We start from the raw sequence: 13,329 nt of genomic DNA on the forward strand, positions 1-13,329 counted from the left end.
AATTGAAAAACGTAAACAAAAGCATACAAACAATAAAACAATTATATAATTTCAATAATAAATTATGAATTATGGCACAGCAAGAACAATGGGATTCAACATTATCATTTCTATTTGCAATGATTGGCGTTGCTGTTGGATTGGGAAATATATGGCGTTTCAGTTATGTAGTATACACAAATGGAGGGGGGTCATTCTTTATACCTTATCTCGTAGCAATAGCCTTAATGGGAATTCCGTTTTTGATTCTGGAATACGGTATCGGCTTTTTCTTTAAGAAATCGTTTACGGAAATCATGAAAACAATAAATCCAAAATTAGAGATAATTGCTTGGATTTTAGTTTTATTCACATTTATCGTGACAATTTATTATATGGTTATTCTAAGTTGGGATTTAGTTTACTTGCTTAGCAGCTTTACTTTTAATTGGGGAACAGATGCTGCAAACTACTTCGTAAATACTGTTGGTGGCAGTTCCAATTTAAGTGACGCTAGCTTTTTATTGATACCGACTACAATTGGAGTCATCATCACATGGGCAATCCTATGGTTCATATCCAATAAGGATGTGGATAAAGGAATCGGTAAGGCTTCCAAAATTCTTATCCCCTTGTTGTTCGTCATAATGGGAATTATTATCGTCTATGCATTGACATTGCCTGGAGCATATATCGGAATTAATGCATTGCTTAATCCAAAATGGGAAATGCTTTTAGATGTAAACATTTGGCTAGCTGCATTCGGCCAGATAATATTCTCATTAAGCGTAGGGGAAGCTTTAGCGCTTACATATGCAAGTTACTTGCCTGAAAATGCTAAATTAACTGATAATGTATTGATAGTGGTTGCTACAAATTCCATTTTTGAGATATGCACTGCATTTGGAGTCTTTTCAATTTTAGGATTCATGACTTATACCAGCGGAACACCCCTTATACAATTAGTTACAGAAGGTACAGGTTTAATATTCATCGTATTTCCAATGATATTCAATATCATGGGTCCGATTGGACGTATTTTAGCACCAATGCTGTTCTTGGCAATTCTTTTTGCAGGAGTTACCTCCGCACTCGGGCTATTTGAACCGATGCTGAGTTCAACACATGACAAACTGGGATGGTCCAGACGAAAAACAACTACAATCCTATGTATTATTGGCTGCACATTCTCTCTAATATTGACCACCGGAATCAGCAGCTACATAGTTGGAATAATTGATTCCTTTGTAAATCAGTTTGGAGTCATACTTCTAATTCCAATCCAAGCGATAATCTTTGGATGGATTTATGGGTTGGATAACATTATACCAGTTTTAAACGAACATTCAACAATAAAGGTAGGCAGAACATGGAAACTAATAATTAGATACATTGCTCCAATCGTTTTATTTGTGCTTTGGCTATTCGGAATTGTGCAATTGTTCTCAAATGCGAACACCTTTGAAATAACAATTTATTTAATTATCACAATTGCCGTTTTAGGATTTTCAATTTTCTTCAGCAGAAAGGAATCTGCAAATGAATGAATTCATTCTATTAATTTTAAAATGTAGGAATCCAAATACTTTTTAAGAATTCTGACGATTGGCCCTATGATTAGGGCAGATATTATTGTTCCTTCACGAACACCTACAAGATAACCCAGAAACACCACAGATAGTATGGCTGCAATAATAACAAGTGATGAATCCACATAAGGTTTTACTTTTCCAAATTCCTTGTTTAATGATTTAGAAATAGCTACAATCAACCCATCTGGAGGCAGATATACAACCTCTGTTTGAATTTCCAGTAAAACACCAAAAGCAACCACCACACAACTGATTAGTAACAATAACATTTGACTCATGTAGTCTTGAGGATTCAAAAAGCTAACCAGCATCAATGCAATGTCTATGAAGGCTGAAAAAATTGTTCCCATGACAATCTGCAGATACTGCCTTCTTTCAAAGTCGCCTCTTAAGATAAGAACCTGCAAAGCAATCAATATAATGCTAAAAATAAAAGAAACCGTTCCAACGCTCAAATGTGATATCACGCTTGAAACATATGGAATGCAAATCAAAGGGGCTGTCCCCAAATTGGCTTTGATTGATATGGCCGCCCCCAAAGATATGACGAATAATGAAATTATATAAATGACATATCTGCTAATCCTTTTCATTTCCATAAATAATAATAACTTAAAGAATACTTAAATATTTTTTCATAAAAAAAGAATAGTTAAGAGTGTAAAATCTCTAAATTCTGCCTACACCAGCCATAGGAACGCCTGTTAGAGCTGATGCTTCCAAAGTTAAAGACCTTAAATTCTCTTTTTCAAGTTTTGTAATGTGAGTATTACCTGCCTGCTGAACCAGCATACAGGCCTCATCAGTCATTGTGTTGATGTAGTTGGCTACATTCTTACCCATCTCTTTATAATCAAGCCTGTGCCTGAGGGACAAGTCCTGTGTAGCAATACCTTTTCTGCATGTTCCTGTATAACACATTTGACAAACCCTACATCCGATTGAGATTAAAGCAGCCGTTGCAATGTATACTGCATCTGCACCCAATGCAATAGCTTTAGCTAAATCTGCACCTGAACGAACACCACCCGCAGCAACAAGGCTTACTTGGTCTCTTAAACCAATTTCCTTTAATGCAAGATCCGCTTCAACGATTGATGCAAGAGATGGAATACCGGAGTGTTCCATAATTACTTCAGGACCAGCTCCAGTTCCTCCCTGCATACCGTCCACTACGATTATATCTGCCCCTCCTTTTGCTGCGATTTTTACATCGGAAGCAACTTTACCGGAAGCAAATTTAACCATAATCGGTACTTTCCAATCGGTAATTTCACGTAATTGTGATATTTTCATACTTAAGTCTTCAGGCCCTACAATATCCATGTGCCTTGCTGGAGAAAGTGCATCTGAACCTTCAGGAATGTTTCTGATTTTTGACACTTCAGCCGTTACTTTCTCACCAAGCAAGTGTCCTCCCATTCCTGATTTTGCCCCCTGACCTATTTTGATTTCAATTGCATCTCCTTTTTTAAGATAATCGGCAGATACACCAAAACGGCCGGATGCATACTGTGCAATCAACTTATCAGCCAATTCCCTCTCTTCAGGAAGCATTCCTCCCTCACCAGTATTGGTTACTGTTCCTGCAAGAGATGATCCCACAGCCAATGCCATTTTAGCTTCTTTTGACAAAGCTCCAAAAGACATTGCTCCAATCATGATTGGAGTTTCAAGCTTAAGGGGATTTTCCGCAAATCTATCTCCCAAAACGACATCAGTTCCGCAAGGCTCCCTGTATTTGTCAATAGGCGGCCTTGATACCTGAGCTGGAATTACAACCAAGTCATCAAAGTCAGGAATGCGCCTTAAAGCTCCAGTACTTCTGAGTTTATATGATGCAGTCTGTGATTGCCTTACAATTTCCACAATGTCCGGGAATCCCCATCCTTGTCTTGCATCTTCCGGAATTGCATTTACTTCAATTGCTCTATTTGGGCACATTTCAAGACAAATCCTGCAACCTACACATTTTTCCTGATTGAGTGGATAAGGGTCACCCTGAATGATTTCATAAACTCCATGAGGGCAATTGTTAAAGCATGAAAAACATCTTCCGCAGATTTTTTCATCCCTGTCATCACATAAATACCAGCAACATCCCGGTCTTCCAAAATTTTTTTTACATAAATCCGGATTTCTTTCAACTCTATATGGCATACTTAACACTCCTAGTGACCATAGAATGGCCTTGTACTTTTTGGAACTATTTTCTTAAATCCTGAATAATCTTCAACATCAATATCAAATTTGCTTAATGCCTCTTCAATTTCTAGAGAATCTTTGAAGGTCATCTCTTCAAATTTAGCGTTGTATCCTAAGCTTTTCACTTTACCCCTGACGTAAATTACTCCACGAATAATGGATTCGGCAACATCATCTCCAACATCACCTAAGATGATAATGCGTCCTCCCATCATGAAAATTCCTGTCATGAATCCGGAGTTTCCTCCGATGATTATTGTACCGTTTTTCATGATTTCACCGGTTCTTGAACCGACTGATTCCTTTACAACAACATAACCATCATAGATTCCTTGGCCTGCACCGTCACCGGCTGATCCTTCAACAACAACTTCCCCTCCGGTCAGGTTATCTCCAACAAACCAACCTGCATTACCGTTGATTTTGATTTTTGGCCTGTCACACATGCATCCTGCAAAATATCCCACAGAACCGTCAAATTCTATTTCCACATCATCTGTAACTCCTGCAGCAAGGTAATGTTTTGCATTGGGATTCCTAATAATGATTTTATCATATTCCTCCGCAGATTCTTTAACCATTGAATTTATTTCACGAGGGGTTAAATTTTCTGCATCAATCTCTTTTACATCCATAAAATCACCTAAATTTCATATACCATTACTTCACCAGGAGAGATTTGCTCTACATGGTGTGTGTCGACCACTTCTCTTAGAGATACCTCTTCAGATGCTATTGCAAACACTTCATCTGTTTCAGCCATAACCCCCGGCCTTAGGCCAAGTTTGTCTTTTGCAATTCCTATTCCTTGAGGTGTTCCAATAATGTATGAGAACGGACCATCCATATCTTCAACGGATTGCTCCAACGCCTCTTCCAATGTGTAGCCGGTAGCTAGCTTATCTGCAATGTAGTGCACCAGACATTCTGTATCATTGAATGTTTCAAATGTGTGGCCTTTTCTCTCAAGAGGGTCTCTTACTTTCCAGTAATTTGTAATCTGTCCATTGTGAACAACTGAAATGTCACGAACGATGTAAGTCTGGAAAGGATGTGCATGGTATCTGTCCACACCGCTTTCAGTTGAAAAACGGGTGTGGCCGATTGCATGTGTCCCTTTAACGGACCTCACATCATACCTGTCGGCTATGTCAAGCACGGATCCGACATCCTTTATCATTTCAAAGTCATGACTTCCATTAATTACTATTACGTCATCAATTGTGTCTATTTTTGTAATTAGAGGTTTAAGCTGGCAAAACTCATCTAAAGATATTTTACATTTGTAAATAAATGAATCCCCTACGGAAGGTAAAATGGCGTCTTTTTTGATTGGAGTCTGAAAATTGATTACATCTTTTACTTTCTCGAGTAATTTTTCACTTTCTTTTACTTGAATTTTTAAGATATATTCATCTTCTGCCAAACCTGTTCCACCGTAAATAGAGTAGCCCGCTGAGTCAGGGCCCCTGTGTTGCAGTTGGTGAAGCATGTTTGTCATGTCATCTCCAATATTATGTAATTCTTTATCTTTATAAACCAATCCAGCTATTCCGCACAATTTTAAACCTCCATTTTATAATAATTATTTAGTCGGAAAGTAACTTCCGTATTATACTTTAACAGAACAAGTATATAAATGTGTTGGAAAACATCTTCCGACTATAAAAAATTCTGAAAAAAGATAGAAAAAATTAAAAATTATTGAACAATGTTTAGAAAAATGAACATAAAAACTAAAAGAATTAATAAAATATTCAAAATAATGAAATTTGATTATTAAAAAAAGAAGTTTAAGAAATAAAAATTATTTCTTAATGGAAGCTATTGCGCTTTGCGCACCCGCTTTTACAAAACCACTTTCATCATCAAGCAAGTTTTCAAGAGCAGGAATAGCCTTTTCATCACCTAAATTTCCGAGTGCCCATGCAGCTGCCCCTCTTACTTTCCAATCTTCATCATCTAAAGTTTTGATTAACGGATCGACTGCAGGTTCTCCCATACGTGACAATGAGGTAGATGCTTCCCTTCTAACTAATTTGTTATTATCCCTTAATGTTTCGATTAAAGGACAAATCGCTTTTGGATCGCCAATTGCGCCCAATATTGTAGCAGCATTTAATCTGATTTGTTTTTTCCTATTAGATAAAGCATCTATTAAAGGGTCTAATGATTCATCTGCCCTTAATTCTAATTCTCCAGCAACATCCTGGACAACAAAATCGTCTTTGTCGTTTAATAGTTCAATTAATTCATCAATACTTCTTTCCATTTTAACCCCTCACGAATTTAACAATGAAAATCTACAATTATTTTTGTAATTAAATATAATTATAACTTTGGTTATATAAAAGTATTTCGATAGTATACGAACAAAATTTTAAAATTAACTTAAATACAATAACATCAATATTATAAATATACGAACAATATTTTATTCAAGGGAGAATAATGTATAACATTGCAATCATAAGCGGAGACGGAATAGGCAAGGAAGTAATGGAAGCATGCGAATATTTGCTCGATAATTTAGATTTGGAATTTAGTTTTGAATACGGAGAAGCTGGTTTCGAGTGTTTTAACAAAAACGGAACAACATTACCTGAAGAAACAATCAAAATAGCTAATGACAGCGATGCAGTACTATTCGGAGCATCTACATCAACACCTGGCCAGCCAAGCCCAATTATTAACTTGAGAAAAGAACTTAATGTTTATGCAAATATTAGGCCAATAAAATCCTATAAAGGCGTTGACTGCATTTGCGACGACATTGACTTTGTAATAGTTAGGGAAAATACAGAAGGGCTCTATTCACAGGTTGAGTATGGCGACAGCAAAAAAATGATTGCTGAAAGGCACATTACCCAAAAGGCTTCCGAAAGAATTTCAAAAGCAGCCTTCAATTTATGTATTAAGAGAGGGCAAAATAAAGTTACATGCGTTCACAAAAGCAACGTTCTTAAAAAAACCGACGGAGTTTTTAAAGAAAGCTTTTACAATGTATCCAAACAATATCCCCAAATCGCCGCAGAGGACTATTATGTGGATGCAATGGCGATGTATCTTATCACACAACCTCAAAACTTTGAGGTCATTGTTTCAAGCAATCTGTTTGGAGACATACTTTCCGATGAAAGCGCCGGTCTGGTAGGCGGTCTTGGACTTGCACCATCCGGAAATATCGGAGATCACAACGGATTGTTCGAACCTGTCCATGGGTCTGCACCGGATATTGCCGGCAAGAATATTGCAAACCCCTGTTCAATGATACTGTCCGCCTCAATGATGCTTGATTACTTAGGCGAATGGGAAATTTCAAACGATATCAAGAATGCCGTTGAAAAGGTAATTGCCGACTGCAGAATAAGAACCCCCGATCTGGGTGGAGATTCATCAACAATGGAAGTTACAAAAGCTATTGTCAAGGAGTTAATTTAATGTTAAATATTACTACTTTTTTAGATGCGAATTCAAAACGTTTAAATAAGAACGTATTATATAATCCGACAACCGGAGACAAATACAATTCCGGTGAAATACTATCAATAGTTTCCGAAATCGGAAGACAATTAAAAGATTTAGGAATAGAAAAAGGAGACAGAGTTCTAATTTATTTGAAGAATTCTGAAGAATATTTGTTTTCACTCTTTGCAATATGGAGAATCGGAGCAATAGCCATCCCAACCAATAGGGTTTTCACCGCTTCGGAACTTGAATACATTGTCAGCGACTCACAGGCAAAACTGATGATTACCGATGAAGAAGCAGGAGATATCATTGACATCAAAACTTACATTCCCAAAAATATTGCAGATTTTAAAGACAGCAAAGTTTTAGAGGCTGAAAATACTGACTGGGATGATTTATGTCAATTGCAATACACTTCCGGAACAACAGGTAAACCTAAAGGCGCAATGCTTACACATGGAAACTACTTCACAGCAATCCATAATGAATGCGATGTCCTGACATTGAAGCAGGACGATGTGTTTTTGGGAATCTACCCTATGGCACATGTCGGCCTTTCCTGGGGAATATCCGCGTTAAGGGCCGCAGCTTATTATATCATGATGGAACAGTTCGATTTGGATGAATATCTGGAGTTGTGTGAAAATGAAAAGGTTACTGTCTTAAGCGGAATGCCACCGGTAATCCATACATTGACTACAATAGACGCCAGGAAACAATTGAAAACCGTTCGTGAAATTATTTCAGGCGGAGGACCATTGCATAAAAAGATATGGAAAGATTTCCACCAAACCTACCAAATACCGATTATCAACGCATACGGCCTGTCAGAAACCATTGTGATTGGAACAGGAACCGTTATCAGGCCTGAAGACTATTTGGAAGCGGACAGATTTGAAAGTGTCGGACATCCTATCTGCTTTTCAGAAGTTAAAATTGTGGATGAATATGACCCGTCAATGACCTTGCCGCAATACCAGCAAGGCGAAATAGCGCTTAGAGGTCCTGCTGTTGCTAAGGGATATTGGGGAAATGCAGAAAAGACCAAAGCATCCTTTTTGGATGACGGATGGTTCTTGACAGGAGATGTCGGATATCTTGATGAAGACAATCGTTTATTCATTACAGACAGAAAAAAGGACATGATTGTGATGAGCGGATGGAAAATCTATCCTACAGAAGTCGAAGAAGTCCTAATCAAATACTCCGCAATTAAGGAGATAGCTATTTTTAGTATCGATGACTGTCACAGAGGTGAAATTCCTGTCGCGGCAGTTGTCTGGGAAGATGAAGCTGATGATGAAGGCTTAATTAGTTATGCCCGTGAGAACTTATCCAGATATAAAGTTCCAAAAAAAATATTTGCGCTTGAAGAGCTTCCAAGAGTAAACGGGTGGAAATTGCTTAGAAGAGAACTTAGAGATATGTTTAAAGTTCAATAAAATAATTAAAAAAAGAAAAAAATAACTATGATTATTCAAAAATCATAGTTCCAATACCTTCAGTAGTGAAGATTTCCAAAAGTAAAGAGTGCTTTTTGCGTCCATCAATAATGTGGCATGACTTGACGCCATTTTCAATTGCTTTGACACAGGTTTCGATTTTAGGAATCATTCCACCGGAAATGATGCCGTCTTCTATTAAATCAGGAATCTCGCTAACCCTTATTTTTTGAATCAATGAATCAGGGTCATCAGGGTCTCTTAAAACACCCGGAACATCAGTTAAGATGATTAATTTTTCAGCGCCGATTGCACTTGCAACTTCACCTGCTGCGGTATCTGCATTCAGATTCAGACTTGTTCCGTCTTCTGCAATACCTACAGGAGAAATCACTGGAATGTAATCGTTATCCAAAAACATGTCAAGCAAATCGGTATTCACGCAGTCGACTTCACCGACAAGCCCCAAATCAACAAGCTCCTCATTGACCTTGTGCGCTCCTTTTCTATGAGCAAATATCAAACTTGAATCCTTTCCGGACAAGCTTATTGCCTGACCGTCATGTTTAATTAATTCGGATACTATTTCAGTTGAAATCTTACCGACCAATACCATTTCGATAATTTCCATGGTCTCCTCATCGGTCACCCTTAATCCCTTGATGAATTTAGGCTCCTTGCCTAGCTTATCCATTGATCTGGAAATTTCAGGACCCCCTCCATGTACAATGAGAGGTTTCATTCCAACATATTTGAGCAGAACAGTATCACGAGCTGTAGAGGACTTTGCTTCATCATCTACCATTGCATGTCCTCCATATTTAATCAAAATCTTCTTATCATGAAACTTCTTAATGTATGGCAAAGCTTCAATTAACACATCTATATCTTTCATCTAATCACTACATTTAATATTTCACTTAATCCTTTATAAGTTATACAGTCAAAATTCCATTACATTACAATTTAAATAAGTTATTGACCATATCAAATACTATGTCAGAGATGAGTAATCTTCAAGAATACCTTATAAAATTAGGAGCCAACAAAGTCGGATTTGCTGATGTTAATGGCCTCGCTAATGAATTTATAGATTTGCCTAATGGAATAAGCCTTGTTTTAAAGATTCCAAAACAGGCAATGACCTACATCGAAGAAGAGGATTATGAATCTTATTGGTCTTGTTTTCATGCACAAATTGATAAGTTAACTGAAATTTCACTTAAAGGTGAAGAATATATTAAAGATCTTGGCTATGATGCATTTGCACTAACAATGAAAAGAAACGAATGTGACATGAAAAAATTGCTGAGCATCTTGCCGTATAAAACAATTGCAACAAAATCCGGTTTGGGTTGGATTGGACGATCTGCACTTTTTGTAACTCCAGAATACGGCTCCGCTGTTGCTTTAGGAGGCATATTGACTGACATGCCCCTCGAATTTGGAGTTCCGATTACCGATTCCCAATGTGATGATTGTGAAAATTGTCAAAAAGCATGCCCCGTCGGTGCGATTAATCCTCAAAAATGGAATGACCGGCTAAACAGAAAGGACATTATTGATATCGGGGCTTGCAGCAAATATATTATCAAACAATATAAAGCCGGCCTTGGCTGCACAAAGTGCATGTGCGAGTGTAAGCTAACTCAAGAGTATTTGAAAAAGGAATAACTAATCAAAGCCTTCCGATTCAAGGTAATTGTCAATCTCATAATTATCCCCATATTCATAGTGGTCGTAATAGGCGCCGGGGTCTGTTCTTGACAAGGTATACCTGTCCGGCACGACCGTGTGATAATGGCTGCCTGAGCCTGATGAATAACTGTCATAACTGGATTGGGTTGAGCTGTATGCCAAGTCAAAACCTTCAGGATCAAGGCCCAATATTTTATATATCAATTCAGATTCTGAAATGCTATCCTCAGCTGTGCTTACCATTACCCCATAGACGGAATTGTACTCATATGAGTATTCGACAAAGCATTTTCCCTCTACATCGCCTGTCAGATAGCAGGACACATACTGATTTACGGATTCGTTCGTTTCAAACCAATCATAATTATCGGGACTTGTTTTCCAGATTATGAAATAATCCCGATTGCCGAACAAATCGACATAAGTGATGTTTTTTGCATCATAATATTTGACTTTGCCTACGGAAGTTGAAAACGAACCGTCAGGTATGTCCCTTTCATCGATTTTCAGACAATGCTTGATTGTGACATTCAAAAAATCATCCCCTCCGATTTTTTCAAAGACCACATCATTTTCATAATCCGCTTTAGGGGGCTCTAAAAGATTTCCAATCAATGAAAAAGCACCAATAATCAAAACAAACAATGCCAGAATCAGAATGATTTTTCGCTTTGCCATGATAAAATATTAAAGGATAATATGTATTAAACTTGTTGATAACTAATAAAAAAAAGCAGGAGTTATTTAAAACTCCTATAATCCGCATTTGAATTTGAATCTGTACTCTTGGTTAACAATTTCCATTCCTTCAAATGAGCCGTTTAAAATGTCTGCAACTTTCTGCAAGTCCTCAGCTGTTATTGCCTTACCGTTTGCCAATGGTGAGAAGAATGTAATCTCATCATCAGTTATAAGGTAATTCAAAAGTTTTGTGTCCTCTTTCTGATATTTTTCAACGATTGCTAAGATTTCGTCTTCGGTAGATTTGTCAAGATTTGCCATTTTTATCACCTTTAAGAATAATTAAACTAAAAAGTATTTAAACTTTTATACTTTGATGTAGACTAAGTCAAAAAAAATATATGAAAATCACATGACAATTAGAAATATCGAATAAGCATATGTTAAAAGTTAAGATAAAACCAAACTATTAAGGATAATCGTGCCTAAAATTAATTTCCAAGAAGATGAAGAGTGTCCGGAAATATGTTTTTAATCTTCTTTCTTAACTTTTTTATTTCAAGCAATATTTCAAATAATGCTTTGTCTTCAAGTTTGAGGATTTTTTGATGATGGTAGATATTGAAGTAATGTCTTTTCTAAATTTGCTTTTTCATTTCTTTTCTTATATACCTTTGAAATTAGTGATTAAATTAAAGGATTAGACAAACCTACGACTGTAAGTCTTATCACCAACAACATATCTTAACAATACTGTTAGCAATGGCATTGCCTTCACCATCACTCAAAGTCACAAAAAACTTGAACATTTTTAAAACAGAAAAAATCATCTAAAAAAAATTGGAATTGCCAAAGCGGGGATTAAAAAAAAAGAAAAAAAGGTTTTGAATATTTTAAGAAAATATTCAAATTAAACCATATTTTTTATCTTGTTATGACAACTGTGCTTGTCACATTGCAGTCGTTGTAGATGTCGCTGCCTTCGATGAAAGCATTAAATGCATATTCACCTAATCTCAAGTTGATTGGAACATGGATCATGCCTTCAGCATCGGTTTTGTATTTATAAACTCCTACTGTGTTGTTGACTTTAACGATGACACCTGCGATTGCGTTGCCGTTGGTATCGGTTAATCTTGCTGTGTAGTTGGTGCCGTCCTTGAAGGTCATACTGATGTTATCAGCAGTTAATACTGCATCGATTTTGTTTACGACAACTTTTGCGGTTGTATTCACAGCACCATACAATGAGTTTCCATCGAATCCGATAGTGTAGTCGTATTCTCCCGGTTTTACATTGATAGGAGCGGTTGCCACACCATCAGCATCAGTATGATATCTGTATGTGCTTGCGCCATTTGTGAATTTGACTGTAGCAACAACGATAGCATTACCATCAGCATCAGTGAGTCTTGCGGTTAAGTTACCGTTTTTATACTCAACAGTGACGTTAGAAGCTTCTAAGTTAGGAGTTCCTTTTTCTACTGTCAATGTCTTTGTAATGTTGGCCGCAGCATAGATGCTGTTTCCTGCAAAGCTGATTACGTATGTGTATGTGCCAGGTTTCAATTTGATAGGAGCGCTTGCAACACCATTTGCGTCGGTGTGGTATCTGTATGCGTTTACACCGTTGTCGAATTTGACTGTCACACCAGAAATCGCATTTCCTTCCGCATCAGTCAATGTAGCAGTGAAATTAGATCCGTCATTATAACCAACAACAAGATCAACTGCATCCATATTAACAATCGCCTTGTTCACAACAACTGCACTTGAATTACCTGCTGCTTTATAAAGGGTATTTCCATCAAATGAAACGGTAAATGTGTACTCACCAGGCTTTAATGTGACCGGAACATTGGCAACACCATCAGCACCAGTACGATACCTCAAAACCTTAGCGCCATTATCAACTTTAACAGTAACACCAGAAACAGGATCACCATTAACATCACAACCAACAACAGTATAGTTCTCGTTTTCCTTATAGGTTACATTAACATCCTCAACAGAAATGAAAACATCACCTTTATCTACAACAACAGTTCTAGTAACATTTATCCCATTATAACAAGCATCCCCTTCATAGACAATATTATAAATGTATTCATTAGGTTTCAAGTTCACCGGCACATTAATAACACCATCGGCATCGGTTCTGTACTTGTAAACGGCAACAGTATTGTTTACATAGATAAGAGCATTGGAAATCGGATTATTATCACCATCAATCAACCTAACAACCAATTTGCTGCCATCCT

Annotated in this window: 13 protein-coding genes; 4 read left to right on the forward strand and 9 right to left on the reverse strand. The window is 37.1% G+C overall.

From position 1 onward, the window contains the following. Window positions 1-71: 71 nt before the first annotated feature. The gene (locus ACJMLD_RS06910) at window positions 72-1,526 is read left to right on the forward strand and encodes a sodium-dependent transporter (RefSeq protein WP_405269697.1); all 1,455 of its coding nucleotides are present in this window, start codon (window positions 72-74) and stop codon (window positions 1,524-1,526) included. A 2-nt stretch (window positions 1,527-1,528) separates the two neighbouring features. On the opposite strand, the gene ACJMLD_RS06915 is transcribed toward ACJMLD_RS06910, so the two are convergent. The 5 genes from ACJMLD_RS06915 to ACJMLD_RS06935 all read right to left on the reverse strand — a co-directional run bounded on the left by ACJMLD_RS06915 (window position 1,529) and on the right by ACJMLD_RS06935 (window position 6,048). Further along, the gene (locus ACJMLD_RS06915; protein WP_405269700.1) at window positions 1,529-2,170 is read right to left on the reverse strand and encodes a YitT family protein; all 642 of its coding nucleotides are present in this window, start codon (window positions 2,168-2,170) and stop codon (window positions 1,529-1,531) included. Window positions 2,171-2,240: 70 nt separating this feature from the next. Beyond that, window positions 2,241-3,731 (reverse strand): glutamate synthase-related protein, encoded by a 1,491-nt coding sequence (locus ACJMLD_RS06920; protein WP_405269703.1) that lies wholly within the window; start codon window positions 3,729-3,731, stop codon window positions 2,241-2,243. A gap of 11 nt (window positions 3,732-3,742) precedes the next feature. Next, on the reverse strand, window positions 3,743-4,411 hold the full coding sequence (locus ACJMLD_RS06925) for a tributyrin esterase (RefSeq protein WP_405269706.1): 669 nt from the start codon (window positions 4,409-4,411) through the stop codon (window positions 3,743-3,745). A gap of 8 nt (window positions 4,412-4,419) precedes the next feature. Further along, window positions 4,420-5,337: a glutamine amidotransferase family protein gene (locus ACJMLD_RS06930; protein WP_405269709.1), complete on the reverse strand. Its 918-nt coding sequence runs from the start codon at window positions 5,335-5,337 to the stop codon at window positions 4,420-4,422. Between the two features lie 246 nt (window positions 5,338-5,583). After that, entirely contained in the window at window positions 5,584-6,048 is a 465-nt protein-coding gene (locus tag ACJMLD_RS06935) for a HEAT repeat domain-containing protein (protein WP_405269712.1), read from the reverse strand. 179 nt (window positions 6,049-6,227) lie between these two features. Between ACJMLD_RS06935 and aksF the strand changes: the two genes are divergently transcribed. After that, complete coding sequence (gene aksF, locus ACJMLD_RS06940) at window positions 6,228-7,217, forward strand: homoisocitrate dehydrogenase (protein ID WP_405269715.1); 990 nt, start codon at window positions 6,228-6,230, stop codon at window positions 7,215-7,217. Continuing rightward, entirely contained in the window at window positions 7,217-8,689 is a 1,473-nt protein-coding gene (locus ACJMLD_RS06945; protein ID WP_405269718.1) for a class I adenylate-forming enzyme family protein, read from the forward strand. Before aksF ends, ACJMLD_RS06945 begins: the two co-directional genes overlap by 1 nt. 31 nt (window positions 8,690-8,720) lie before the next feature. On the opposite strand, the gene argB is transcribed toward ACJMLD_RS06945, so the two are convergent. Further along, a complete protein-coding gene (argB, locus tag ACJMLD_RS06950) occupies window positions 8,721-9,584 on the reverse strand; it encodes an acetylglutamate kinase (protein WP_405269721.1) in 864 nt (287 codons plus the stop codon). 101 nt (window positions 9,585-9,685) lie between these two features. Here argB and ACJMLD_RS06955 point away from each other — a divergent pair, with 101 nt between their 5' ends. Further along, a complete protein-coding gene (locus ACJMLD_RS06955; protein WP_405269724.1) occupies window positions 9,686-10,363 on the forward strand; it encodes a hypothetical protein in 678 nt (225 codons plus the stop codon). Here the strand turns inward: ACJMLD_RS06955 and ACJMLD_RS06960 are convergent, their stop codons facing one another. From ACJMLD_RS06960 to ACJMLD_RS06970, 3 genes are all read right to left on the reverse strand, one after another. Then, window positions 10,364-11,065, reverse strand: coding sequence for a hypothetical protein (locus ACJMLD_RS06960; protein ID WP_405269727.1), 702 nt, complete (start codon window positions 11,063-11,065; stop codon window positions 10,364-10,366). A 75-nt stretch (window positions 11,066-11,140) separates the two neighbouring features. Then, the gene (locus ACJMLD_RS06965) at window positions 11,141-11,389 is read right to left on the reverse strand and encodes a hypothetical protein (protein ID WP_405269730.1); all 249 of its coding nucleotides are present in this window, start codon (window positions 11,387-11,389) and stop codon (window positions 11,141-11,143) included. Window positions 11,390-11,992: 603 nt separating this feature from the next. Further along, on the reverse strand, window positions 11,993-13,329 hold a 1,337-nt coding region (locus ACJMLD_RS06970; RefSeq protein WP_405269733.1), incomplete at its 5' end, for a hypothetical protein.

The organism is Methanobrevibacter sp., assembly GCF_045112895.1.
GTDB lineage: Archaea > Methanobacteriota > Methanobacteria > Methanobacteriales > Methanobacteriaceae > Methanocatella.

Coding starts and splice junctions, on each gene's coding strand:
- ACJMLD_RS06910 (WP_405269697.1), top strand. CDS start 72: ATGGCACAGCAAGAACAATGGGATTCAACATTATCATTTCTATTTGCA.
- ACJMLD_RS06915 (WP_405269700.1), bottom strand. CDS start 2,170: ATGGAAATGAAAAGGATTAGCAGATATGTCATTTATATAATTTCATTA.
- ACJMLD_RS06920 (WP_405269703.1), bottom strand. CDS start 3,731: ATGCCATATAGAGTTGAAAGAAATCCGGATTTATGTAAAAAAAATTTT.
- ACJMLD_RS06925 (WP_405269706.1), bottom strand. CDS start 4,411: ATGGATGTAAAAGAGATTGATGCAGAAAATTTAACCCCTCGTGAAATA.
- ACJMLD_RS06935 (WP_405269712.1), bottom strand. CDS start 6,048: ATGGAAAGAAGTATTGATGAATTAATTGAACTATTAAACGACAAAGAC.
- aksF (WP_405269715.1), top strand. CDS start 6,228: ATGTATAACATTGCAATCATAAGCGGAGACGGAATAGGCAAGGAAGTA.
- ACJMLD_RS06945 (WP_405269718.1), top strand. CDS start 7,217: ATGTTAAATATTACTACTTTTTTAGATGCGAATTCAAAACGTTTAAAT.
- argB (WP_405269721.1), bottom strand. CDS start 9,584: ATGAAAGATATAGATGTGTTAATTGAAGCTTTGCCATACATTAAGAAG.
- ACJMLD_RS06955 (WP_405269724.1), top strand. CDS start 9,686: ATGTCAGAGATGAGTAATCTTCAAGAATACCTTATAAAATTAGGAGCC.
- ACJMLD_RS06960 (WP_405269727.1), bottom strand. CDS start 11,065: ATGGCAAAGCGAAAAATCATTCTGATTCTGGCATTGTTTGTTTTGATT.
- ACJMLD_RS06965 (WP_405269730.1), bottom strand. CDS start 11,389: ATGGCAAATCTTGACAAATCTACCGAAGACGAAATCTTAGCAATCGTT.